The organism is Desertibacillus haloalkaliphilus (genome assembly GCF_019039105.1).
Classification (GTDB): domain Bacteria; phylum Bacillota; class Bacilli; order Bacillales; family KJ1-10-99; genus Desertibacillus; species Desertibacillus haloalkaliphilus.
In genome coordinates, this window is record NZ_JAHPIV010000002.1 from 202,997 (window position 1) to 229,110 (window position 26,114).

A 26,114-nucleotide genomic window follows, 5' to 3' on the forward strand; every position below is an offset into this window, starting at 1 on the left:
GACGATAAAAAACAGTAGTGTCCATACAAATGTCAAAAAATGAACAGTACGCATAGAGCTATGATGGTGGCTAATTTCACATTCACGGTAGTTTTTCCCGATTGGGCTGTAAAGAGTTGTCACCTATAGTTTAGATGTGCATAGGATATCATAACAAGTGACAAAGAAAGAAATGATCATCGTCTCCGAAAGGGGTTCCTAGGCCCTTTCTGAGACGTTTATCATAAATGGGGGGTTAGCTACTAGATAGCTAATCCCCTTTTTCACTTGTAAAGGATGTTGTCGATTCTTTTTGTCCTCCCTTTTTGAACACACACTTGTAAAGAACGATTGAACAGGCTAGGATGAAGGAAGTAAATGATTAGGGAGTGTCGTTGCATGTCATATCTTGACATAAAAAGAAAGGTCAATAATAACCAAATTGGACCACTTTATTTATTTTACGGTACAGAGACTTTTTTAATCGAGGATATCGTACAAACCATCATTGGCAAAGTTCTAACACCTGATGAGCATGACTTTAACTTATCGGTTTTTGAAATGAAAGAAACAGCCGTGGACGTAGCTGTTGAGGATGCACAAACGTTACCTTTTATGGGGAATAGAAGGATTGTCCTCGTTAAAGAAGCTTATTTTTTAACAGCCAATAAAGAAAAGGAAAAGATCGAACATGACTTAAAGCGCTTGGAAGAATACATAACAAACCCAGTAGCGGAAACTGTCTTTATTATTATTGCACCATATGAAAAATTAGATGAACGAAAGAAAATCGTTAAAACGCTTAAAAAACAAGGTGAAGTGTTACATGCTGTTGATTTTGATGAGGCGATGATGAAGCGCTGGCTTGAAGAGCGTGCGAAGCAATCAGAAGTCGTTATCGCAGAAGATGCGAAAGAGCACCTTATGCAATTATTAGGTGGAAAGCTGATGTTAATATCAATGGAAATGGAAAAGCTTGCTTTGTATGTTGGAAAAGAAGGTACGATTACAAAGGAGACGGTTGATCGTCTTGTAGCGCGTACATTTGAACAAGATGTCTTTGCTTTAGTAGACCATGTCGTTCATGAACGGATCGATCAAGGCTTACGGATCTTTTATGATTTGTTAAAACAAAATGAAGATCCGATAAAATTGTTGGCTTTACTTGTTCGGCAGTTCCGGATTATTTATCAAGTTAAAGAGTTAACAAGAAGAGGGTACTCGCAAAAACAAATGGCTGGTCAATTAAAATTACATCCGTATGCAGTAAAATTAGCTGCTGGACAAGCACGAAGGTTTGATGATGCGACCTTGATGAGAATTTTAAGCGACTTGGCTGATGCCGATTATAAAATAAAAAGTGGAAAGATGGATAAAACGCTAGCATTAGAATTATTTTTAACAACATTTAAGCAAAAGAAACAATTAGAGCAATAATGAGACTGGAACAAATGTTCCAGTCTCAATAAAAAAACGACTCATAAGAGTCGTTTTCTTTTGCGATTTATGCAGAAACTTCATTTAATTGTTTAGCAAGACGTGACTTTTGACGTGACGCTGCGTTTTTATGGATAAGTCCTTTGTTTGCTGCTTTATCAAGCTTTTTGGTTGCAAGCAAGAATGCTTCCTTCGCACCTTCAGCATCTTTGTTTTCAACTGTTGCTTCAAATTCTTTGATCGCAGTACGAAGTGCAGATTTAACTGCAGCGTTTTGTGCGCGACGCTTATCACTTACTTTAACACGTTTAATAGCAGATTTGATATTAGGCATTACTTTCACCTCCTTGATGCAACCTTTTTCGACATTGCAATTATAAATACAACACACTGCATTTTATCAAAAGTAAAACGTAAATGCAATAGAAGAATGAAAAGGTTTCTTGTGAGGGATGCTAACCATAACCAAAACCTTCTTCATTCAAACGATTCGGTTGTTCGATGAGGAGGGCTTTCGAAACTGTGGAAGGATAGGAGTGAATCGTGTGGATAAGGAATTAAATTTGGATCAATACAACCTACGAACAGATTTAGCGATTGAGGCTCATCAAATCGCGAATGAACAAGAAGAGAGAACAAGTGAAAAACAAAGAGAAGGAATAAATGGAGTTATTGTAAAAGAGCACGAAGTTGAAGGGGTCCACGTAACAGCGGTTGAGATTTCAGAGGAAGGTGCAGAACGTCTTGGAAAAAAAGCTGGTCGTTATTTGACGTTTGAAGCACAAGGAATTAGAAAAAAAGACACTGCTTTACAGGAAAAAGTTGAAGAAGTCTTTGCCAATGAATTTAGAACGTTTATCGAACAGATCGGAATACCGAAAGATGCAAGCTGTCTTGTTGTTGGTCTTGGGAACTGGAATGTTACTCCTGATGCACTTGGACCAATTGCGGTAGAAAATCTGTTAATTACGAAACACTTATTTGAAGTCGCGCCTGAGCAAGTATCAGATGGCTTTCGTTCGGTAAGTGCAATTGCACCCGGTGTGATGGGGCTAACCGGGATTGAAACAAGTGATGTCATTTTTGGGATCATTGAAAAATCAAAACCTGATTTTGTGATTGCGATTGATGCGTTAGCTTCACGCTCGATTGAACGTGTGAATACGACGATTCAAATATCGGATACAGGGATTCATCCTGGTTCAGGTGTAGGGAATAAGAGGAAGGAGTTAAGTAAGGAGACGTTAGGAATTCCAGTTATCGCTGTTGGTATCCCAACTGTTGTCGATGCGGTCTCTATTACAAGTGATACGATTGATTATGTGTTAAAACATATGGGAAAAGAAATGCGTGAGTCGAATAAGCCATCGAAAGCTTTGACACCAGCAGGAATGACGTTTGGTGAGAGACGTAAACTAACGGATGAAGACTTGCCAGACAAAGAAAATCGCCAAGCGATACTCGGGATGATCGGAAACTTAGAAGAAAATGAAAAGCGGCAACTCATCAAGGAAGTCTTGGCTCCAATGGGGCATAACTTGATGGTTACACCAAAAGAGGTCGATGTGTTTATTGAAGATATGGCCAATGTCATTGCCGCTGGCTTAAATGTTGCTCTTCATGGTGAGATCAATGAAGACAACGTCGGCTCCTATACACACTAGATTTAAATTGAGAACTCTCACAGTGGATGTGGGGGTTTTTTTTGTTGTGGGAATTGCGGGGTCTGTGCGATGTTTTGAGTGATGGATGTAAGTCCTAACCTTTTTTGAAAAAGTTGGTCTACTCTTACTGAGCCTGTCATAGAATGGTTCAAGAATGGTAGTTGAAAGGGTGGGAAAATGAGACGGAGTCAATTTAGAGGCTTCACCGTTTCTTTAAATCGGACAAGTGTTAAACGAATAGCTGTATTATGTATCGTTGGCATCATAGCGATTTTTATATTAACAGGAATGTTAACCTCATTCGGGCAAGGGACAAGTCTTGCTTCATCGTCTGTTCATGGTTGGACGAGTCATTTGGCTGAGGATGCTCTTGTTTACGTATTAGGTATGCAAAACCCTTATTTTACGCAGGCACTTCCTTCTGACAGTGAGCGACCGAAACTGATGTCAGTGGCATTTGAGATGGCAACGAGCATTAATCCTGATGACCCAAGGAGTTTATTAGGAAGAGAGCTTCCAGGCTTCGCCTTATTTGATGGTCACATTGTAGTAGCTGGGGAGGGAACTGATTATACGACGATGCCGATTGAATCTTCACCTCCAATGGAAGTGTTAATGGCAGAGAGAGAGGCTGCTGAACGTGAAGATGACGACGTGGACAAGCAAAATATAGAAAGTCAAACAGACCCTGAAATGACGACAGATGGTAGGGAGGTTGTTCATATCATTCACTCTCATAGCCGGGAGTCATTCTTTCCAGAATTAAACAATGCGGATGCAGCTCATCACCCTGATGTTAATATTACGCTCGTTGGTGAACGATTAGGGCAAGCGTTAGAAAAGCGAGGGATTGGTGTTGATGTCGACAAAACCGATGTAGAAGCGATGTTACACAATCGCGGGTGGCAGTATTCGCAATCGTACGATGCGTCAAGAGAAATCGTTCAAGACGCAATGAATCAAAATGACGATCTGGAGTTTTTCTTTGATATTCATCGCGATTCGCAACCGCGTGATATTACAACGGTTAACATCAATGGTGAAGACTATGGTCGAACATTTTTTGTTATTGGGCAAAACCATAATAGTTATGAACAGAATTTAGAGCTAGCAAAAGAGCTCCATGATCGCTTAGAGAAAGATTACCCAGGCTTAAGTCGAGGGGTTGTTGTTAAGGGTGGAGCAGGATCAAATGGACGGTACAACCAAGATTTATCGGAAAATTCACTACTGATTGAATTTGGTGGGGTTGATAATACACTCCAAGAACTTTATCGTTCCGCTGAGGCAATGGCAGAAGTGATTAGTGAATATTATTGGGAATAAACTTATGTGAATGAATAGGTAGATGTATTCATGAAAGGAGAGGGTTTAAGTGACAAAGTTTTTTAGTAAAATCATTTTTATAGCTTTTGTCTTATTTTTTGGAATTCTCTTTGGCATCTACCAAGCAAGTCAAGGAATGATGAGTGGGACCCCAACTTCGAACGCCGAAGTTGAAATTACGGAAGTTGAAATTACGGAACATTCGTCTAAGGATTCAAGTAAATCAAATGAGCGTCATTCTCATGATGAGCAAACCAAGAGAGACGATGATACTAACATTCAGGCCGTCGCTCACTTAAAAGACAAGCAACAGCGGCTAGCGGAAATTGATTCTCATAACTTTTTTTCAGAGCTAGGATCAAATTTAGCTGAGCTGCTGAAGGTGACGGTTGTCGCTATTTTAACGGTCGTTACATCGACAATTAATGATCTTCTAAATTAACAACTTATCAGCTTAAAGGCTAACTATAAATTGAGAATCGGGTTTAGTGATTGAATCCACCTCTAGCTATTGCTATAATTGATATTAGTGTATTTTGCGGAAGTTTGTAGGAGTGATGAATAGATGAACAAAGAAGAGAGACTGGCGCGCAGGTCGAAAATTCGTAACTTTTCGATCATCGCTCATATTGATCACGGGAAGTCGACATTGGCTGACCGGATTCTAGAGGCGACAAGTGCGTTAACACAACGTGAAATGAAAGACCAGATGCTTGATGCCATGGATTTAGAGCGTGAACGTGGAATTACAATCAAATTAAACTCAGTTCAATTAAAGTACAAAGCAAATGATGGCGAGGAGTATATTTTCCATTTAATTGATACACCTGGTCATGTCGACTTCTCTTATGAAGTATCAAGAAGTTTAGCCGCATGTGAGGGGGCACTTCTCATTATCGACGCGGCTCAAGGGATTGAAGCCCAAACATTAGCAAATGTTTATTTAGCTCTTGATAATGATTTGGAAATTCTACCAGTCGTTAATAAAATTGATTTGCCGAGCGCTGAGCCAGATCGCGTTAAGAAAGAAGTAGAAGATGTGATTGGTTTAGATACATCAGAAGCGGTTCTAGCTTCGGCAAAAAATGGTATCGGTATTGATGAAATTCTTGAACAAATCGTTGAAAAGGTTCCTGCTCCGACGGGGGATCCTGAAGGGCCGCTAAAAGCTTTAATTTTTGATTCGTTGTACGACCCTTACCGCGGTGTTATTGCTTATATTAGAATCGTAGAAGGAACGGTAAAGCCAGGACAAAAAATTAAAATGATGGCAACGGGAAAAGAATTTGAAGTGAGTGAGGTCGGTGTATTTACACCTAAGCCGGAAAAACGAGACGAGCTGACTGTAGGTGACGTTGGCTTTTTAACAGCAGCGATCAAAAATGTTGGTGATTCACGTGTCGGTGATACGATTACAAGTGCAGAACGTCCGGCAACTGAACCTCTTCCTGGCTATCGAAAAATGAATCCAATGGTCTTTTGTGGGCTATACCCTGTTGATACCAATGATTACAATGATTTACGTGATGCGCTTGAACGTCTAGAGTTGAATGACTCATCACTTCAATATGAGCCAGAGACATCACAAGCGTTAGGATTCGGTTTCCGTTGCGGATTTCTTGGGTTGTTACATATGGAAATTATCCAAGAGCGGATAGAGCGTGAATTTAATATTACATTGATTACAACCGCACCAAGTGTTATTTATAATGTTGAATTAACGGATGGTGAGACGGTTAAGGTTGATAACCCTGCAAACATGCCAACACAACAAAAAGTCGAGCATGTTGAAGAGCCATATGTGAAAGCAGACATTATGGTCCCGAACGATTTTGTTGGTGCTGTTATGGAATTATGCCAAGGAAAACGCGGTATCTTTATTGATATGCAATATTTAGATGAAAATCGCGTGTCGATCGTTTATGAGATTCCACTATCTGAGATTGTCTATGATTTCTTTGATCAATTAAAATCAAGTACGAAAGGATATGCATCCTTTGATTACGAACTTGTTGGTTACAAGCAATCAAACCTTGTTAAGATGGATATTCTCTTAAACGGAGAAAGAGTTGATGCGCTATCTGTCATTGTCCATCGTGACTTCGCTTATGAGCGTGGAAAGACGATCGTTGAAAAATTAAAAGAATTAATTCCGAGACAACAATTCGAAGTCCCGGTTCAAGCAAGTATCGGTCAAAAGATTATTGCGCGTTCAACGATTAAAGCGATTCGCAAAAATGTGTTGGCCAAATGTTATGGCGGTGACATCTCCCGAAAACGTAAGTTATTAGAGAAGCAAAAAGAAGGTAAGAAACGAATGAAAAACGTTGGGAATGTTGAAGTGCCTCAAGAAGCCTTTATGGCCGTTTTACGAATGGATGATAATAAATAACATGGCCTTATCGTGTGATCTACAATGAAAATGATGATACGAACCGCAGGAGAGTCTATTTCCTGCGGTTTTTAGTAAATATAGTTTGAAAGCAGTGATGTATATGCCAAAGTCCGTCTATGTCCATATTCCTTTTTGTGAACAGATTTGTCATTATTGCGATTTTAATAAGGTGTTTTTAAAGGGTCAGCCAGTTGCAGACTATTTGCAAGCATTAGATCAAGAATGTCGAAATACTGTTGCAAAAGTGCCACCAACACGTATAGAGACGATTTATGTTGGTGGGGGGACACCAACCGCCCTTAATGCAGAGCAACTTGATACATTGTTTAAGAGCTTAAACGATCATTTTGTCCCGAGAGCAGACCGGATTGAATTTACTGTCGAAGTGAATCCTGGAAGTATTGATCGTAAGAAATTAGAAGTTATGAAAGCTGCAGGGGTGAACCGATTAAGCATTGGTGTGCAGACATTTGATAATGACTTGTTAGCAGGAATTGGTCGTACGCATAAAAGTAAGGATATTTATCATACGATTGAATTAGCTAGAAGCTCTGGATTTGAGAATCTCTCCATCGACTTGATTTTTGGATTACCGAAGCAAACGGTTGAAAGTTTTCAGCGCACACTTGAAGAGACGATTTTGTTAGGGGTTGAGCATGTCTCGGCTTATTCACTTAAGGTCGAAGAAAAAACTGTTTTTTATAATTTGCAACGAAAAGGAAAATTGGTGCTCCCTCCAGAAGAAGCAGAAGTAAACATGTATGAACGGTTGTTAGCTGCGATGAGCGGTAATGGGTACCACCAGTATGAAATTAGCAACTTTGCAAAGGAAGGGTATGAGAGCACGCACAATTTAACATACTGGAACAATGAAGAGTACTACGGGATTGGCGCTGGTGCCCATGGTTACCTTGGCGCTGTGCGCACCGTGAATGCGGGACCGCTAAATAAATATATGAGCCTGATCCAAAAGCAAGGCAACCCATATATTGAGTCTCATGTTGTCTCGAAAAATGAGCGAATGGAAGAAGAAATGTTTATGGGGCTTCGAAAAAAGAAAGGGGTGTCGAAACAAAGGTTTTATCAACGCTTTGGTGTGAAGGTTGAGGATGTGTTTGCTGATCCGTTACAGCAATTAACGAAACAGGGGCTACTAAAGGTAGATGGCGACCAAATTTCGTTAACCGATACGGGAATCTTTCTTGGTAACGAAGTATTTGAAAAGTTTTTACTCATCTAAGTCGAAGTTTAGATTCGAGCGAAACGGTATAAGCTGTATATGATGAAATTCTTACATTCGTTAGAATCTAGATCTACGATCGGAGTCGCTCGGCCTCTGATGAATTTCGCTAATTCCGTTGACAAAAGCTGACCTTTTTGGTACTTTATCATTAGATTTAGCACTCGTTAATCTAGAGTGCTAACAGAGGTGAAGAAGGGATGTTAACAGAGCGCCAGTTATTTATTTTACAAGCAATTGTTGATGATTATATTCGTTCAGCAGAACCTGTTGGGTCTCGAAGTATTTCAAAGCGAGAGGATATCTCATATAGTCCTGCGACGATTCGAAATGAGATGGCAGACTTAGAGGAGCTTGGCTTTCTTGACAAACCGCACAGCTCAGCTGGTCGAATACCTTCTCAAAGGGGTTATCGTTATTATGTTGATCATTTGCTCATGCCACATTATTTATCGGATACAGAGCTTGTTGATATTAAAAAACTATTTGCAGAGAAGATTGATGAGGTTGAACAATTAATTCAACAATCTGCTAAGGTCCTCTCTAGTTTAACTAGCTATATATCTATTGTGTTAGGACCGGAAATGTTTGAGACGCGTTTGAAACATTTACAAATCATCCCATTAACACATGAAACAGCCGTAGCCATTATCGTAACTGATACTGGACATGTCGAAAATCAAACCATTACAATACCAGGTGGGATTGAGTTGGCAGATCTAGAAATGGTTGTTAATATTTTGAATGACCATTTAAAAGGTGTTCCGCTAAATGATCTAAATAAGAGGTTGAATACTGAAGTCGCTGCTGTTTTGAGGTCTCATATTGGAAATGTTAATCATGTGATGTCAATGTTAAATCGAACATTGAAGCCAGAGAAGTCTGAGAAAGTCTTTTACGGTGGGAAAACAAATCTATTAATGCAGCCAGAATTTCGCGATATAGAAAAAGTTCGATTGTTGCTAAATATTCTCGAGGAAGATGACCTTGTCCATCAGCTGTTTCGCTCAAATTCTGCGGGAATTAATGTTAAAATTGGACAGGAAAATAATTTAGAGGCGATCGATAATTGTAGTATCATTACTGCGTCTTATTCGATTGCAGGTAAGCATATGGGGACAGTGGGCATTCTTGGTCCGACTAGGATGGAATATCCACGGGTGATTGGAATTCTAGATCATATCTCAAAAGATTTAACAAAAGTGCTTACAGAGTTGTATCAAAAAGGGTAGTAATGGTAATATTGACAATTAGTTGTGGGAGAGAAATCTCCCATCTCTTTTGAAGTAGATTAGGGAGGTGAAGATGATGAAAGAAACAACAAATGAATCTGTTGAGAAAGAAGTAGAAGATGTTGAACAACAAGCTGCTAACGAGACTGATGAAAATATTGATGTAGAAGAACCAGTTGAAGAGAATCATCAGGAAGATGAGCAAGCCGTTGAGGAACGATCAGCAGAAGAGAAAAAAATAAAAGAACTAGAAGAAAAGGTAGAAGATGTAACCAATCGGTTACTTCGTGTTCAAGCCGATTATGATAACTTTCGCCGTCGCTCTAAAGATGAAAAAGAAGCGGCAGCTAAATATAGAGCTCAAAGTTTAGTTGAGGAATTACTTCCTGTACTAGATAATTTTGAACGTGCATTGGGTGTAGAACCAGAACATGAAGAGGCAAAATCGATCCAACAAGGGATGGAAATGGTATACCGCCAATTGCAAGATGCGTTAACAAAAGAGGGCGTTGAAGTGATTGAAACAGTTGGACAACAGTTTGACCCTCATAAGCACCAAGCGATTATGCAAGTAGAAGATGATGCTTATAAATCAAACGAAGTCGTTGAAGAATTGCAGAAGGGGTATCAATTGAAAGACCGTGTCATTCGCCCTTCAATGGTCAAAGTCAACGCATAAATGGTATTACATAAAACAAATGAGGAATAGGAGGAACATGTCATGAGTAAAGTAATTGGTATTGATTTAGGAACAACAAACTCTTGTGTTGCTGTTATGGAAGGTGGAGAAGCAACAGTCATACCTAACCCGGAAGGTAACCGCACAACACCATCGGTTGTCGCTTTTAAAGATGGTGAAAGACAAGTAGGTGAAGTAGCTAAACGTCAGGCGATCACGAACCCTAATACGGTTATTTCAATCAAGCGTCATATGGGTACTGATTATAAGGTAGACATTGAAGGGAAAGAGTATACACCGCAAGAACTTTCTGCAATTATTTTACAGAAACTAAAATCTGATGCAGAAGCTTACCTAGGTGAAACGGTAACAAAAGCAGTTATTACGGTACCAGCATACTTCAATGATTCACAACGTCAAGCAACAAAAGACGCTGGAAAAATTGCAGGTTTAGAAGTTGAGCGTATCGTCAACGAGCCAACAGCAGCAGCTCTTGCTTACGGGTTTGAAAAAGAAGAAGATCAAACGATCCTTGTGTATGACTTAGGTGGAGGTACATTTGACGTTTCGATTTTAGAGCTTGGTGACGGGTTCTTCGAAGTTAAAGCAACATCTGGTGATAACGAACTTGGTGGGGATGATTTTGACCAAGTGATTATCGATCACCTTGTTGAGGAATTCAAAAAAGAAAACGGTATTGACTTATCTCAAGATAAAATGGCGACTCAACGTTTAAAAGATGCAGCTGAGAAAGCAAAGAAAGATCTTTCAGGTGTGACACAAACACAAATTTCACTACCATTTATTACAGCGGATGCATCTGGACCGAAACACTTAGAACTAACACTCACTCGTGCGAAATTTGAAGAGCTATCTTCAGACTTAGTTGAGCGTACGATGGCACCAACTCGCCGTGCCCTACAAGATGCAGGCTTTTCTCAAGGTGAGATTGATAAAGTCGTGTTAGTCGGTGGTTCTACACGTATCCCTGCTGTTCAAGAATCGATTAAAAAGTTAACTGGTAAGGATCCACATAAAGGCGTGAACCCAGATGAGGTTGTTGCTTTAGGTGCAGCTGTTCAAGCTGGTGTACTTACTGGTGATGTTAAGGATGTCGTTCTACTCGACGTTACACCTCTATCTCTTGGTATCGAAACAATGGGTGGTGTGATGACGAAGCTAATTGATCGTAATACGACGATCCCAACAAGCAAATCACAAGTGTTCTCAACGGCAGCGGATAACCAACCATCTGTTGATATCCATGTTCTCCAAGGGGAGCGTGAAATGGCTGCTGATAACAAAACGCTAGGTCGTTTCCAATTAACGGATATCCCGCCGGCACCACGTGGTGTACCACAAATTGAGGTAAGCTTTGATATTGATGCAAATGGGATTGTAAATGTTAAAGCAAAAGATCTTGGCACAAACAAAGAGCAATCCATTACGATTACATCTTCTTCTGGCCTTTCTGAGGATGAAATCGAAAAGATGGTTAAAGACGCAGAAGAAAATGCCGAAGAAGATAAAAAGCGTCGTGAAGAAATTGAACTACGAAATGAAGCAGATCAGTTAGTCTTCACAACAGAGAAAACGTTAAAAGATCTTGGTGACAATGTTGACCAAGCAGAGATCGATAAAGCGAATGAAGCAAAAGATAAAGTGAAGTCAGCATTAGAAGGCGAAGATATCGAAGCGATCCGTTCTGCTAAGGATGAATTACAAGAAGTTGTTCAACAGCTTTCAACAAAGCTTTATGAACAAGCGGCACAAGCTGCTCAGCAAGCTCAAGGAGCAGAAGGTGAAGCAAGTGGAAATGCAGGCGATGACAATGTTGTCGATGCTGATTATGAAGAGGTAAATGATGATAAAAAGTAAGTAGATTGAACAAGTCAAAGTCAGGATATCTTGGCTTTGACTTTTTTTGACAATGAAAATAAAACGCTGCTGTCCGATGAGCGACCTTTTTTGTGTTCTCTTGGTCAGTGAACCTAGAAGCAAAGCGAACACCAGGACCCATGACACCCTTGCGTGATTGAAAGAATCAATGATAAGATAATCGTTATGTAATAGGAATCGGGAGTGGATACAATGAGTAAACGAGACTTTTATGAAGTACTGGGTGTTGACGAGAACGCCTCGGTTGATGAAATAAAAAAAGCCTACCGAAAGCTAGCTCGCAAATATCATCCAGATGTGAACAAGGCAGAAGATGCTGAAGAAAAATTTAAAGAGGTTAAAGAAGCCTATGATACGTTAAGTGACCCACAAAAGAAAGCACACTATGACCAATTTGGACACAGTGATCCGAACCAAGGATTCGGCGGCGGTGGTGGAGACTTCGGCGGCTTTGGCGACATTTTTGATATGTTCTTTGGCGGGGGTGGTCGTAGAAATCCGAATGCCCCAAGGCAAGGTGCAGACCTCCAATATACGATGACGTTAGAGTTTAAAGAAGCGGTTTTCGGTAAGGAAACGCAAATTGAGATCCCGCGTGAAGAAGACTGTCAAACATGCCATGGCTCAGGTGCAAAGCCAGGCACCAGCCCAGAGACATGTTCGCACTGTGGTGGTTCTGGTCAATTAAACATTGAGCAAAACACACCATTCGGTCGTGTCGTCAATCGCAGAGTATGTAACCATTGTGACGGTACTGGTAAGTTCGTTAAGGATAAATGTCAAACGTGTGGCGGTAAAGGGAAAGTTCGTAAGCAGAAGACGATTAATATTAATGTACCAGCGGGAATTGATCATGGCCAGCAAATTCGTTTATCAGGTCAGGGTGAGCCGGGTGTAAATGGCGGACCTGCAGGGGATCTGTATGTTGTCTTTAATGTAAAACCGCATGAATTCTTTGATCGTGACGGCGATGATATCTATTGTGAAATGCCTTTAACATTTGCTCAAGCCACGCTTGGTGATGAGATTGAAGTCCCGACATTAAATGGTAAAGTCAAATTGAAAATCCCAGCAGGAACACAAACGGGTACAAGTTTCCGTTTGCGCGGAAAGGGTGTACCGAATGTTCATGGAAGAGGTCAAGGAGACCAGCATGTAAATGTTCGTGTCATTACTCCGAAAAACTTAACTGAAAAACAAAAGGATTTGCTACGTGAATTTTCTGACCTAGGGGGCGCGAACCCTACGGATGAACAAAATGAAAACTTTTTTGCTAAAGTGAAACGTGCGTTTAAAGGTGATTAAGAGCCAAACAGTTATGTAATGTTAGATGCTCGTACTATTAAAGAAATAAAGGGAATGGAGTTGGTAGAAATGAAATGGTCTGAGTTTAGTATTCATACGACTCAGGAGGCTGTTGAACCGGTCTCAAATATTTTACATGAGGCGGGTGCTAGCGGGGTAGTGATTGAAGACCCCCATGACTTAGTGAAAGAATGGGGCGTTAACCTCGGTGAACTCTACCAACTCTCTCCCGATGATTATCCTGAAGAGGGAGTCATTGTTAAGGCATATTTTCCGGTCAATAGTTTTCTAGCCGAGACTATTGAAGAGATTAAAGAGTCAATTAATGGACTTCTTTTACACGATATTGATCTCGGTTATAACAAAGTGACGTTATCAGAAGTACAAGAGGAAGAATGGGCAACGGCATGGAAAAAATACTATAAGCCGGTCAAAGTATCGAATTCGATTACGATTAAACCGACATGGGAAGACTATACACCTGTAGATGATCATGAATGCATTATTGAACTTGATCCTGGTATGGCTTTTGGTACGGGAACACACCCAACGACCGTCTTATGTATTCAAGCCATCGAAAAAGCGATTCAACCTGGAGATTCGGTGGTTGATGTTGGAACAGGATCAGGCGTATTAAGTATCGCTGCGGCAAAATTAGGAGCAAAGCGAGTGTTAGCACTTGATCTCGATGAGATTGCCGTCAACAGTGCTCGTGTAAATTCAGAATTAAATCATGTTGAATCGGTCGTATCAGTTAAACAAAATAATTTATTAGAACAAATTGATGAACAAGCAGACTTAATTGTGGCAAATATTCTTGCTGAGGTTATCGTTCGTTTTGTTCATGATGCGGCAACGGTACTTAAGCCAAATGGTACATTTATTACTTCTGGGATTATAAATCGTAAAAAACAAGAAGTGAAAGATTGTTTACTGGAGAACGGCTTTATTATTGAAGAAACCCTACAAATGGAAGATTGGGTGGCATTTATCGCAAGAAAAAGCTAATTCGTCAGGGTCATTACCGCTTAACAAAGAAAAGAAGACAGGTGAGCGACATTGCAACGATACTTTGTAGACAAGACAGATATGACAGATAAAGCTGTAACTATTCGTGGTGACGATGTTAAGCACATTCGACGCGTCATGCGGATGGAACCTGGAGACCTATTGATTTGTAGTGATAATAATGGAAGAACGGCACGTTGTTCGATTGATTCATTGTCAGACGAGGAAGTAGTTGCAACGGTCATCGAATTGGTAAAGGAAACAACCGAGATGCCAGTAAAAATTACCATTGCACAAGGGCTACCAAAAGGTGATAAGCTAGAATATGTCGTTCAAAAAGGGACAGAACTCGGTGCAAACCGATTTATTCCTTTTGAAGCAACGCGATCGATTGTGAAATGGGATGCAAAAAAACAAAAGAAGAAAATAGAGCGCTTAGCAAAAATTGCAAAAGAGGCTTCTGAACAATCTCATCGCAGTTTTATCCCAGAAGTGACGGCAGTCCAGTCTCTCGATGAGATCATTACTGTAAGCCGCACCTATGAAACGAAACTCATAGCTTATGAGGAAGTAGCTAAAGCCGGAGACAAGAAAAAGCTTGCTGAAGCCTTCGAACAGACAAGCCCAGGATCATCGATACTTATCATAATTGGTCCTGAAGGTGGTTTAACAGAAGATGAAGTGAGTCGCTTAGAAGACGAAGGTTTTAATAGTTGTGGTTTTGGCCCAAGAATCTTACGAACAGAAACAGCATCATTGTATGTCCTTGCTGCTGCTTCTTATTATTATGAATTAATGAGGTGACGTAAAACATGCCAACGGTTGCTTTTCAAACATTAGGGTGTAAAGTAAATCATTATGAAACAGAGGCAATTTGGCAATTGTTTCAGCATGAGGGGTATGAAAAGGTTGATTTTGAACAATCATCAGATGTTTATGTAATTAATACATGCACAGTTACAAATACGGGAGATAAAAAGAGCCGTCAAGTGATCCGTCGAGCGATACGTAAAAACCCAGATGCGGTTATTTGTGTCACAGGTTGTTATGCACAAACCTCTCCTGCAGAGGTCATGGCAATTCCAGGTGTTGACATTGTTGTCGGGACACAAGATCGTGAAAAAATGATCCCATATATTGAACAATATAAGAAGGAACGCGAACCGATTAACGGGGTAGGCAATATTATGAAAGCTCGCGTCTATGAAGAGCTTGATGTGCCAGCGTTTACGGACCGTACACGAGCTTCATTAAAGATCCAGGAAGGCTGTAACAACTTCTGCACATTTTGTATTATTCCATGGGCACGAGGATTAATGCGTTCGAGGGATCCTAAAGATGTCATTCAACAAGCAAAACAACTAGTACAAGCTGGATACAAGGAAATTGTTTTAACCGGAATTCATACTGGTGGCTATGGTGAAGACTTAAAAGATTATAGTTTAGCTCAGTTGTTAGAAGAGTTAGAGGAGGTCGCTGGATTAAAGCGAATTCGAATTTCTTCAATTGAAGCGAGTCAAATTACCGATGAAGTGATTGAAGTAATCAATCGCTCAACGAAGGTCGTGCGCCATTTGCATATTCCACTTCAATCCGGTTCGGACACGGTATTAAAGCGTATGCGGCGTAAATATACGATGGCTTTCTTTGCTGAACGTCTCGAGCGCTTAAAAGAGGCACTACCAGGGCTTGCTGTTACTTCAGATGTGATTGTCGGTTTTCCAGGGGAAACGGATGAAGAATTCCAAGAGACGTATGATTTTATTGCTAAGCATAAATTCTCTGAACTTCACGTGTTTCCATATTCAAAACGAACGGGAACACCGGCAGCGCGCATGGATGAACAAGTTGATGAGGCCATTAAAAATGAGCGTGTGCACCGCTTAATTGAGTTGTCCAACCAACTTGCAAAAGAGTATGCGTCTCAATTTGAAGGTCAGGTACTAGAAGTGATCCCTGAAGAAAAAGATAAAGACAATGAGGATAGTGGTCTTTATATCGGATATACTGATAATTATTTAAAAGTTAAGCTTCCTGCAACAAGTGATATGATTGGTGAAATCGTAAAAGTGAAACTGACAAAGGCTGGATATCCCTACAGTGAAGGGGAGTTTGTTCGTACCGTCGAATCTGAACTTCCGGATGCTGTTTCAAGTTAGTCAAAAGCAAGGGAACAAGATAAGAGATAAATTGCAAGGGCAATGAGCGAAGTCGCTGCTTATACGCGAATCTGTGATTACGTGAGCCGTGCACGGCACTCATTGCCTCTGTTTTTTTTATCCGTTCATTCTCATCATAATCACCTAATCAGTGGTAGAAGCTATACATATATGATTCGACATCTAATTAAAACGTGTATTTCAGAAGGGAATGGTATCATGAATCAGTCAATCGCTCGTATGATTGATCACACGCTATTAAAAGCTGATGTAACAAAAGCGGACATTATTACATTAGCACAAGAGGCAAATGAGTATCAGTTTGCTTCTGTATGTATTAACCCAACATGGGTAAAAACTGCTTATGAACAACTAAAAGAGGCAGATGACGTGAAGGTCTGCACAGTAATTGGTTTTCCTCTTGGTGCAACAACCTCAAGAGTAAAGGCTTTTGAAACTGAACAAGCAATTAAAGATGGTGCAACAGAAATTGACATGGTTATTAACATTGGTGAATTAAAGGATAAAAATGATACAGCGGTACTTGAGGATATAAAAGCTGTTGTAGGGGTCGCAAAAGGACAAGCGTTAACAAAAGTGATTATTGAAACTTCGTTGTTGAGCGAAGAAGAAAAAATTAAAGCATGTCAGTTATCTGTAGAAGCTGGTGCTGACTTCGTAAAAACATCAACTGGCTTTTCAACAGCAGGGGCAACGATTCAAGATATTAAATTAATGCGAGAAACGGTAGGTCCTTCCATTGGAGTTAAGGCATCAGGAGGCGTAAGAGACCGTCAAACAGCTTTAGCAATGATTGAAGCAGGTGCAACACGAATTGGAGCTAGTGCTGGAATTGCCATTGTCAATGGTGGGACATCGGCTTCAGATTATTAATCCATAATGAAGTGATTGTCGTGATAAATACTAAAGAAAGGCATCCTAATAGGTAGAAGCCTACCTTAGGATGCCTCTTTTTGGTGAGTGTGCTTGTTATGAAGATGGTTGGCCGTGTATTTTTGTAATCATTTTTGCAAACCAACCGACAAATGGAAGGACAACAAGTGAACAAATGATATTGAAGATTGTACTTGCATGGGCTAGCTGCAAATTTGGAATTGATGTCAGTGAGCTTGAAATAGAACTTAACCACTCTACAAACGGCAAAAAGAGCAAGACGCCGATAATATTGAGCCAAATATGAGCAAACGCGACGAGCTTTGCTGCATGGTTAGAGCCGACACTGGCTAGAAATGCAGTAAAACAAGTCCCGATATTGGCTCCAAGCATAATAGCAATCCCAGCATGTAAAGCTAGCATGTTCTCATTCATAAATCCCATGGTGATCGCTGTTGTTGCTGTACTTGATTGAATGATTGCTGACAATGCTGTTCCAACACCAACACCTAGTAGTTGGTTTTCGTTTGTTAATTCAAAAAAGGAATGAGCAAATGGCAGCGAAGCAAGGGGATATGCTAATTTTTCAAGGCCTTGCATTGCTACAAAAATACAGCCTAACCCAAACGATATGCACCCAAGACAATATGTAAGGTGTTTGTTTATGACTAGAAATAGAATCCCTAATAATAATAGAGGGAAGATGAGTGCTGAGAGGTCAAACGCAATAATTTCGGTTGTCAATACAGTTCCAATATTGGTTCCTAGAATGATACCAATCGACTGTTTAAACGTAATGTATCCTGCTGCTACGAGTCCAACGGTCATGATCATGACAGCAGAACTACTTTGTAAGATGGCAGTTACGATTGTTCCTACGAGGAGACCTTTCCACGGTGAGTCTGTCATTTGCAATAATAGTTTTTTGAACTTTTCACCGGTCATATTGGCTAAACCCGTTCTCATTATCGTCATGCCGAATAAAAAAACAGCAATAAAAACAGCAAATAGTGTAAATAAATCCTGTATCATACGATCACCTCTAGTAGATTGTATGGACAAGAGTGAATAAGCATGACGACTTTTTTACAACAGTGTAAGCGCTCGGTTGTGAAGTGCTAGAAAAAAATAATCTATTTTTATAGCATGATTGGTTGAATTTTCTGAAAATATGGTTTATAGTATAGACGAACATAAATAAATGACTATGTTCATATATTTTTCACTAAAACATACTGACTGGTTAGTTTGTGTCGTGATTTGTCTATAACCATTTGCTGTTCTATAGTTATTAACCTTGGAAGGGGAGTATGAGTATGAACTTTGATTACACTGAGAAAGTAAAAAAGCTCCAAGAAAAAGTAACTCAATTTATGGAGGATGTGATTCTTCCAAATGAACAAACATATACAGAGCAACTAGATGCACAATCTGACCGCTGGCACATACCGCCAATCATGGAGGAAATGAAGCAGAAAGCGAAAGAAGCAGGGTTATGGAACTTATTTTTACCGGAAAGCGATCATGGAGCAGGCTTAACGAACCTGGAATATGCACCATTGTGCGAAATTATGGGGCGCTCTTCAATTGCTCCCGAAGTATTTAACTGTGCAGCACCAGACACAGGAAACATGGAAGTACTTGTACGTTACGGCTCAGAAAGTCAAAAAGATAAATGGCTTAAGCCACTATTAAATGGTGATATCCGCTCTGCTTTTTGTATGACAGAACCTGCCGTTGCGTCATCAGATGCTACCAATATTGAAGCTGAAATTAAAAGAGATGGCGACGAATATGTCATTAATGGGAGAAAGTGGTGGTCGTCAGGTGCTGGTGACCCACGTTGTGAAATCTTAATTGTGATGGGTAAAACCGATCCTACTGCAGAACGGCATGAACAGCAATCTATGATACTTGTACCGATGAATACGCCTGGCGTTAATGTGTTGCGAATGCTACCTGTCTTTGGATATGATGATGCACCTCATGGTCATGCAGAAATTGAATTTAATAATGTACGAGTGCCTGCTGAGAATATACTCTGGGGTGAAGGAAAAGGCTTTGCGATCGCACAAGGAAGACTGGGGCCTGGGAGAATTCACCATTGTATGAGAACAATTGGTGCCGCCGAACGTGCCCTTGAAACGTTATGTGAGCGTGTCACCGATCGTGTGGCTTTTGGTAAAACTCTAGCCGAACAAGGGGTTGTACGTGAATGGATTGCCGATTCGCGTATCGAAATCGAGCAAGCAAGATTACTTACGTTAAAAGCGGCTGACATGATGGATAAAGTAGGCAACAAAGTCGCAAAACAAGAAATTGCGATGATTAAAGTAGTAGCACCAACAATGGCATTAAAGGTGCTTGATCGCACGATCCAGGCGTTAGGTGGTGCAGGTGTGAGTGAAGATTTTCATGTAGCAAAGCATTATGCGCAGATACGAACACTGCGATTAGCGGATGGTCCAGATGAAGTTCATCGTCGTGCGATCGCGAGGACAGAGTTAAAACGATATCAGTAAGAACGAAAGAACTTGAATGGGAGTCATAGCTGAAGTAGAGAAGCTGTCGTTAACTTTGTAAGCGGTATCAAATAGAGGCAGTAAAGACTTGAGTTCTAACGAACGAAATGGATAAGTAGGAAACGATCGACAAAAACGAGTGCGTATCAATTCGTTGATTGCGTACTCGTCACTACGGGGAGGAAAGCGAACATGCATATTAACGAGCTTTTTGATTTATCAGGAAAAACCGCTATCGTTACTGGGGGCGGAAGAGGTTTAGGGGAGCAAATTGCTGCATCACTTGCAGAAGCAGGTGCGAATGTCGTTGTTTGTTCAAGAAAACTAGAAGCGTGTAAAGAAGTAAGTGATCGTCTAATAGAAAAAGGGATTGAATCTTTAGCTCTACAATGTGATGTAACGAATCCTGATCAGGTAAATGAGGTGGTTGAAAAAACAATCGATCGCTTCGGTAAGATTGACATTTTGTTTAATAATAGTGGAGCGACTTGGGCTGCACCTGTAGTTGAAATGCCATTAGAGGCTTGGCAAAAAGTGTTGAATGTCAATGCGACGGGGACGTTTTTGATGTCTCAGGCTGTCGGAAAAGTCATGATCGAACAAAAGTCAGGAAAGATCATTAACATCGCTTCTGTAGCTGGTCTTGGCGGAGCAGATCCTCGTCATATGGATACCATTGGCTATAACACAAGTAAGGGTGCTGTGATTACATTTACAAAAGATTTAGCGACAAAATGGGGAGAACATAACATCAATGTGAATGCGATTGCGCCGGGCTTCTTCCCAACAAAAATGTCCAAAGGATTGTTAGAACAAAACGGGGATCAGATTCTAAGCCGAACACCACTAAAAAGATATGGGAAAGATTATGAACTTAAGGGAGCTGCCCTGTTCTTAGCTGCTAAGGCGTCAGACTATGTGACTGGTGAAATTCTAGTCGTTGATGGTGGTACAAACGCTCAATAAAAAAAGGGGGAACGATCATGAAAAATAGAGAAGCAGTCGTAGTATCAGCCGTTAGAACGGCGATTGCAAGACAAGGTGGAGCACTCGCACATGTAAAGGCTCATGAGTTTGGTGCCGCGGTTATCAAAGAGGCTGTAAACCGTGTTGAATTGGATGCTGAACAAGTCGATGACGTTATTTTCGGAAATGTCTTAAGTGGTGGTGGGAACATTGCGCGTTTGACAGCCTTGCAGACCGGATTATCTTTGAACTTACCAGGTTTAACTGTTGATCGTCAATGTGGTTCCGGGATTAATGCGATTGCATTAGCTGCTCAGGCCATTCGTGCCGGTGACGGAGATGTGTTTATTGCCGGTGGAACAGAAAGTATGAGTCGGGCTCCATATTTAATGGATCGACCAACGAAAGCGTTTCATATGGTGCCGCCAAAGTTTAGATCATCACAATTATCTCCAAAAGAAATTGGTGATCCACCAATGGGGATTACTGCAGAAAATTTAGCTCAAAAATATAATATTAGCCGTGAGGAACAGGATGAATTTGCGTTAAGGAGCCAACAACGTATGGCAGCAGCCATGGAAGATCAGCGTTTTGCTGAACAGATTGTTCCAATTACAATCCCGCAACGTAAAGGTGATCCAGTCATTTTTGATCAAGATGAACACCCACGTCCGACCACAACGCTCGAGGGATTAACAAAGTTACCGCCGGCCTTTAAAGAAGATGGGACAGTTACAGCTGGTAGCAGTTCAGGATTAAATGATGCAGCTTCAGCACTAGTCATTATGTCGAGGGAGAAAGCGGATGCACTCGGACTTGAGCCACTGGCTGTCATTCGAGACTATACTGTAAGTGGTGTAGATCCAAATATTATGGGGATTGGACCTGTCCCAGCCACTCGTAAGCTATTAGCCAAAACAGGTATGAGCTTAGATGACATTGATTTGATTGAACTAAATGAAGCGTTTGCGGCGCAAGTGATTGCTTGTGACCGAGAGTTAGGGCTTGATCCAGAGAAATTAAATGTAAATGGGGGAGCGATTGCTCACGGCCATCCATTAGGAGCAACAGGTGCAATTTTAGCTACAAAGGCCATCTATGAACTAAAGCGAAGAGAGGCTAAGTATGCTCTATTAACGGCTTGTATTGGTGGTGGTCAAGGAATTGCGACGTTGATAGAGAGAGAACAATAATGTGAGGGCGTGACAGAATGAGAGTAAAAGGGAAAGTAGCAGTTGTAACAGGTGGAGGCAGTGGCATTGGTTGTGCAACTTCACTTCGGCTAGCAGAGGAAGGGGCTGCAGTTGTTGTTGCAGATCTAAATGAAGAAGCTGCAGCAAACACAGCAGAAGTTATTAAAGAAGCAGGTGGGGACGCAACGTTTGTAAAAACCGATGTCACAAACCCTGATGATGTCCAACAATTAATCAGCACCGCCACTCAGACGTATAAAGGGCTTGATATTCTTTTTAATAATGCTGGCATTTCCAATCAAGAATTAAAGTTAACTGAGCTTTCGTTAGAAGAGTGGGATCAAGTCATTAATGTGAATTTAAAAGGTGTTTACTTAGGGATGAAGTATGCGATTCCTGAAATGGAAAAGCAAAACGGTGGTTCGATTATTAATACATCAAGTGTATTAGGGTTTAAAGGGAAAAAGTATCAAGCGCCATACAATGCTTCGAAAGCGGGGGTCGTTACACTTACACAAAATGCAGCACTAGAATTTGGAACTAAAAACATTCGCGTGAATGCAATTGCCCCAGGTGTTATTGACACGCCAATTGTAGATGGGTGGCGAGAAAATGAGTGGAAGTGGGAGATTATATCAAAAGCAAATGCGCTTCGTAGACTTGGCAAGCCTGAGGAAGTCGCTAATGCGGTTTTATTTCTAGCATCGGATGAAGCCTCATTTATTACTGGTTCAACTTTGATGGTTGATGGCGGTGGATTGACCTTTTAATACGTTTACAGATAGCCATTCATTCTTTTGGTCCTATCATTTTTGGAGGTGGGAGTTTGGAAAGTCAAAAACGGTGGTTGACATTATATCCTGAGCATATTGCTAAAGAAGTTGAAATTCCAGTTAAATCGATCCCACAATTACTCAAGGACACAACCAAGAAATTTCCCGAGCAAACGGCTTTAACCTTTTTTGATGAACAAATAACTTATCAAGGGCTCTATAACACTGTCGAGAAGTTTGCTTCAGCTCTCCAACAGCATGAAATCAAGAAAGGTGATCGCGTTGCACTCATGTTGCCGAATTGCCCGCAATACGTGATTGCTTATTATGGTACATTACGAGCAGGTGGAATTGTCACTCAAGTAAATCCAATGCTTGTTGAACGTGAGCTGGCTTATTTAATCAATGATTCAGGAGCGGAGACAATCGTTGTTTATGAAGCGTTATTACCACGGGTAATGGCAGTTCAATCTGAAATCAATCTAAAAAATATCATTGTTGTTCCAGTAGACCATACGTCATCTCAAGCCGATGCTGGGGTAACGTTTACGGAATTTTTATCAACTGGAAACGTAACAGCCCAGACAACGTTGATCGATCCAGAAGAAGATGTGGCCGTCCTTCAATATACAGGAGGTACAACAGGAAGGTCAAAAGGTGCGATGTTGACACATCGCAATTTATTGGCAAACCTAACACAAACGTATGAATTTTTTAAAGATGACTTAAAAGTGGGTAAGGAAAAGATTCTTACCGTGATTCCGATGTTTCATGTTTTTGGAATGAGTTCGTGTATGAACTTAGCGGTTTATACAGGGTCAACGAGCATTATCTTACCACGGTTTGAGTTAGAAGAAGTACTAGAGACGATCAAGCGAGAACAACCAACGATTTTTCCTGGCGTTCCAACGATGTATGTTGCGATTACGAATCATCCCGATGCGGAGAAATATCAGATTGATAGTATTCGTACATGTAATAGTGGTAGTGCACCGATGCCCGTCGAACTATTAAAAGAATTTGAACAAAAAACGGGGGCGACGTTACTAGAAGGCTATGGATTATCGGAAACAGCTCCAACGACACATGTCAATCCAATTTTTGCTGAACGCAAGCCAGGCAGTGTTGGGATTGGGGTCCCTTCAACGGATTACCGGATTGTGGACATCGGATCTGGAGAAACGGATGTCCCTACCGGAGAATTAGGAGAGGTTGTCATTCGTGGTCCTCAAGTTATGAAAGGATACTGGAATATGCCTGAAGAGACAGCTCATACATTACGTGATGGTTGGCTTTATACGGGTGACATTGGCAAAGTCGATGAGGATGGTTATTTGTATATCGTTGATCGAAAAAAAGATTTAATTATAGCTAGTGGCTACAATATTTATCCACGTGATGTTGAAGAGGTCTTGTATGAACACCCTGCAGTAAAAGAGGCTGTGGTAATCGGTGTTCCTGATCGTTATCGCGGGGAAACGGTAAAAGCCATCCTTGTTTTAAAAGACGGTCAATCAGCTAATGTAGACGAACTCAAGTCGTATTGTGGACAACATTTAGCTGCTTATAAAGTACCTAAGATGATTGAATTTAGAGATGAACTACCTAAAACAAGTGTAGGAAAAATATTAAGAAGAACGTTGAGAGATGAGGTCAGAAACGGCAACAAAGGTTTGTCTTAATGCTCACTCCTAGAAAGATAACGAAGGAAAACAATGGTATGCTATAATTGGTGAATATAGAATTATATAAGATTGTGAGGAACCTTATCGTGAAAGAAAAAATTATTGAACAGAGCATACGGTTGTTTGGGCAGAACGGATTTACAGAAACATCAATCCAAGATATTGTGAACTCGTTAGGAGTGACCAAAGGGACATTTTATTATTATTTTACGAGTAAAGAAGAATTATTAATGGAAATTCATCTCCGTTTTATTGAAGATATACTCACGAAACAAAAGCAGATCATTGAAGAGCCAACGAAAGATTGTAAAGCAAAATTACATGATATTGTTTATATGCTCATTCATAATATAGAGTCCCAAGGACAAAGTGCGAGGATATTTTTCAGAGAAATCCAAAATTTATCAGAACATCATTTAGCACAAATATTTCCGAAACGTGATCAGTTTCGTGATCAATTACAAGAACTGTTATGTGAGGGGATCAAGCAAGGGGAATTTCGTAGTGATTTAAATGTAAAGGTTGTTTCGCTAGCGATATTAGGTGCTTGTAACTGGAGTTATCATTGGTTTCGACCAGATGGACCGTTACCTGATGTTGAAATTGCAAGCATTTACATTGATCTCTTTTTAAATGGTGTTGTAGAAAATAATTAGTTCATCTCCTTTCCTTTAGGGGATGTGTCATAAACATACTAACTAGTTAGTATCTATGAAGGGGGAAGCAAAGATGAAAGTGGAAGATATTAAGCAAATAACGGTTTTAGGGGCAGGTTCAATGGGGCATCAGATTGGAATGTTATCTGCTCTAGGTGGGTTTCAGACGATCATTCAAGATGTCCAAGAAGGAGCATTAGTAAAAGCAAAAGAAAGTCTCGAGTATCAAATGAATAAATGGGTGAAGAAAGGAAAAATCTCGGAGGAAGGCAAGCAAGAGGCTTTCAATCGCCTTTCATTTACTACAAGTTTAGAAGAAGCGGTCGTAAATACTGATTTTGTGATTGAAGCTGTTGTTGAGAAGCTGGATGTAAAACGAGAGGTATTTCAAAAGCTTGATCAACTAGCTCCTCCCCATGCGATATTGGCGACAAATAGTTCAACGATTGTTAATTCTAAAATTGCAGACGTCACGAATCGTCCGGAAAAAGTCTGTAACATGCACTTTTTCTTCCCACCGCTTGTCATGGATTGTGTAGAAGTTGTCAAAAGTGAGCATACGTCTGAAGAAACAGCACAATTAACGATGGATGTATGTGAAAAAATGAATCGTACTGGTGTCCTACTAAATAAAGAAATTTCAGGGTTTGTTGCAAACCGAATTTTAGGAGCGTTAACAAGGGAAGCGGTAAAATTATATGAAGAAGGGTATGCGGAATTTGAAGATATTGATTTAATTTGTAAGAAAGCATTGAACCATCCGATTGGTCCATTCGCACTGATGGATTTGTCTGGAATTGATGTTGCATACTATGTCAATCAGCAACGCTACGCTGAGACGGGAGATCCAGCGGATAAACCAGCGACTTGTATTGAGGAGAAGGTAAAGGCAGGGACGCTCGGTCGAAAAACTGGTAAAGGTTGGTATGATTATTCAACAAAGTCAAAAGTCAAACAGTGATGAACGTAGAGGAACGACAATATCTTTAAACTGTAAAGGTTAGCCATTGCGTTTTGATGCTTTAGGGCTAAAGTGTGTAAAGGGAGGGGAACGATGATACTGCTTGAGCATCCCTCCTTTACACATCATTGATTGGCGAGT

The 26,114-nt window shown here is 40.5% G+C and carries 23 protein-coding genes; 21 read left to right on the forward strand and 2 right to left on the reverse strand.

Annotated elements, in window-relative coordinates; translation table 11 throughout:
* The first annotated feature begins 378 nt into the window (after positions 1–378).
* Complete coding sequence (gene holA / locus KH400_RS03300; RefSeq protein WP_217221767.1) at positions 379–1,416, forward strand: DNA polymerase III subunit delta; 1,038 nt, start codon at positions 379–381, stop codon at positions 1,414–1,416.
* Between the two features lie 67 nt (positions 1,417–1,483).
* Here holA and rpsT read toward each other — a convergent pair whose 3' ends face one another.
* The gene (rpsT, locus tag KH400_RS03305; protein ID WP_217221768.1) at positions 1,484–1,750 is read right to left on the reverse strand and encodes a 30S ribosomal protein S20; all 267 of its coding nucleotides are present in this window, start codon (positions 1,748–1,750) and stop codon (positions 1,484–1,486) included.
* Between the two features lie 211 nt (positions 1,751–1,961).
* Between rpsT and gpr the strand changes: the two genes are divergently transcribed.
* The 13 genes from gpr to deoC all read left to right on the forward strand — a co-directional run bounded on the left by gpr (position 1,962) and on the right by deoC (position 17,217).
* Positions 1,962–3,080 (forward strand): GPR endopeptidase, encoded by a 1,119-nt coding sequence (gpr, locus tag KH400_RS03310; RefSeq protein ID WP_217221769.1) that lies wholly within the window; start codon positions 1,962–1,964, stop codon positions 3,078–3,080.
* Between the two features lie 177 nt (positions 3,081–3,257).
* Complete coding sequence (gene spoIIP / locus KH400_RS03315; RefSeq protein WP_217221770.1) at positions 3,258–4,406, forward strand: stage II sporulation protein P; 1,149 nt, start codon at positions 3,258–3,260, stop codon at positions 4,404–4,406.
* 49 nt (positions 4,407–4,455) lie between these two features.
* Positions 4,456–4,848 carry a DUF3679 domain-containing protein gene (locus KH400_RS03320; protein WP_217221771.1) on the forward strand — a complete coding sequence of 131 codons (393 nt, stop codon included), beginning with the start codon at positions 4,456–4,458 and terminating at the stop codon, positions 4,846–4,848.
* A gap of 123 nt (positions 4,849–4,971) precedes the next feature.
* Positions 4,972–6,798 (forward strand): translation elongation factor 4, encoded by a 1,827-nt coding sequence (lepA, locus tag KH400_RS03325; protein ID WP_217221772.1) that lies wholly within the window; start codon positions 4,972–4,974, stop codon positions 6,796–6,798.
* A gap of 103 nt (positions 6,799–6,901) precedes the next feature.
* Positions 6,902–8,041, forward strand: coding sequence for a radical SAM family heme chaperone HemW (gene hemW, locus KH400_RS03330; protein ID WP_217221773.1), 1,140 nt, complete (start codon positions 6,902–6,904; stop codon positions 8,039–8,041).
* Positions 8,042–8,241: 200 nt separating this feature from the next.
* Positions 8,242–9,273, forward strand: a complete 1,032-nt coding sequence (gene hrcA / locus KH400_RS03335; protein ID WP_217221774.1) for a heat-inducible transcriptional repressor HrcA — start codon at positions 8,242–8,244, stop codon at positions 9,271–9,273.
* A 76-nt stretch (positions 9,274–9,349) separates the two neighbouring features.
* On the forward strand, positions 9,350–9,952 hold the full coding sequence (gene grpE, locus KH400_RS03340) for a nucleotide exchange factor GrpE (RefSeq protein ID WP_217222114.1): 603 nt from the start codon (positions 9,350–9,352) through the stop codon (positions 9,950–9,952).
* A gap of 42 nt (positions 9,953–9,994) precedes the next feature.
* Positions 9,995–11,830 (forward strand): molecular chaperone DnaK, encoded by a 1,836-nt coding sequence (dnaK, locus tag KH400_RS03345; protein ID WP_217221775.1) that lies wholly within the window; start codon positions 9,995–9,997, stop codon positions 11,828–11,830.
* Positions 11,831–12,043: 213 nt separating this feature from the next.
* A complete protein-coding gene (gene dnaJ / locus KH400_RS03350; protein WP_217221776.1) occupies positions 12,044–13,156 on the forward strand; it encodes a molecular chaperone DnaJ in 1,113 nt (370 codons plus the stop codon).
* Between the two features lie 69 nt (positions 13,157–13,225).
* Positions 13,226–14,164, forward strand: coding sequence for a 50S ribosomal protein L11 methyltransferase (gene prmA, locus KH400_RS03355; protein WP_217221777.1), 939 nt, complete (start codon positions 13,226–13,228; stop codon positions 14,162–14,164).
* 51 nt (positions 14,165–14,215) lie between these two features.
* Positions 14,216–14,968: a 16S rRNA (uracil(1498)-N(3))-methyltransferase gene (locus KH400_RS03360; RefSeq protein ID WP_217221778.1), complete on the forward strand. Its 753-nt coding sequence runs from the start codon at positions 14,216–14,218 to the stop codon at positions 14,966–14,968.
* 8 nt (positions 14,969–14,976) lie between these two features.
* Positions 14,977–16,323, forward strand: a complete 1,347-nt coding sequence (mtaB, locus tag KH400_RS03365; protein WP_217221779.1) for a tRNA (N(6)-L-threonylcarbamoyladenosine(37)-C(2))-methylthiotransferase MtaB — start codon at positions 14,977–14,979, stop codon at positions 16,321–16,323.
* A 219-nt stretch (positions 16,324–16,542) separates the two neighbouring features.
* Entirely contained in the window at positions 16,543–17,217 is a 675-nt protein-coding gene (gene deoC / locus KH400_RS03370) for a deoxyribose-phosphate aldolase (RefSeq protein ID WP_217221780.1), read from the forward strand.
* Positions 17,218–17,313: 96 nt separating this feature from the next.
* On the opposite strand, the gene KH400_RS03375 is transcribed toward deoC, so the two are convergent.
* The gene (locus KH400_RS03375; protein ID WP_217221781.1) at positions 17,314–18,249 is read right to left on the reverse strand and encodes a Na/Pi symporter; all 936 of its coding nucleotides are present in this window, start codon (positions 18,247–18,249) and stop codon (positions 17,314–17,316) included.
* Between the two features lie 284 nt (positions 18,250–18,533).
* Here KH400_RS03375 and KH400_RS03380 point away from each other — a divergent pair, with 284 nt between their 5' ends.
* The 7 genes from KH400_RS03380 (at position 18,534) to KH400_RS03410 (ending at position 25,973) form a co-directional block, all read left to right on the forward strand.
* Complete coding sequence (locus tag KH400_RS03380) at positions 18,534–19,739, forward strand: acyl-CoA dehydrogenase family protein (RefSeq protein ID WP_217221782.1); 1,206 nt, start codon at positions 18,534–18,536, stop codon at positions 19,737–19,739.
* A gap of 192 nt (positions 19,740–19,931) precedes the next feature.
* Positions 19,932–20,705, forward strand: a complete 774-nt coding sequence (locus KH400_RS03385) for an SDR family oxidoreductase (RefSeq protein WP_217221783.1) — start codon at positions 19,932–19,934, stop codon at positions 20,703–20,705.
* 17 nt (positions 20,706–20,722) lie between these two features.
* Positions 20,723–21,898 (forward strand): thiolase family protein, encoded by a 1,176-nt coding sequence (locus KH400_RS03390; RefSeq protein WP_217221784.1) that lies wholly within the window; start codon positions 20,723–20,725, stop codon positions 21,896–21,898.
* Between the two features lie 17 nt (positions 21,899–21,915).
* Positions 21,916–22,668, forward strand: coding sequence for an SDR family NAD(P)-dependent oxidoreductase (locus KH400_RS03395; RefSeq protein WP_217221799.1), 753 nt, complete (start codon positions 21,916–21,918; stop codon positions 22,666–22,668).
* A 56-nt stretch (positions 22,669–22,724) separates the two neighbouring features.
* Positions 22,725–24,353, forward strand: coding sequence for a long-chain-fatty-acid--CoA ligase (locus KH400_RS03400; RefSeq protein WP_217221801.1), 1,629 nt, complete (start codon positions 22,725–22,727; stop codon positions 24,351–24,353).
* Between the two features lie 89 nt (positions 24,354–24,442).
* Positions 24,443–25,012, forward strand: a complete 570-nt coding sequence (locus tag KH400_RS03405) for a TetR/AcrR family transcriptional regulator (RefSeq protein WP_217221802.1) — start codon at positions 24,443–24,445, stop codon at positions 25,010–25,012.
* 73 nt (positions 25,013–25,085) lie between these two features.
* Positions 25,086–25,973: a 3-hydroxyacyl-CoA dehydrogenase family protein gene (locus KH400_RS03410; RefSeq protein WP_217221804.1), complete on the forward strand. Its 888-nt coding sequence runs from the start codon at positions 25,086–25,088 to the stop codon at positions 25,971–25,973.
* The last annotated feature ends 141 nt before the right edge of the window (positions 25,974–26,114 follow it).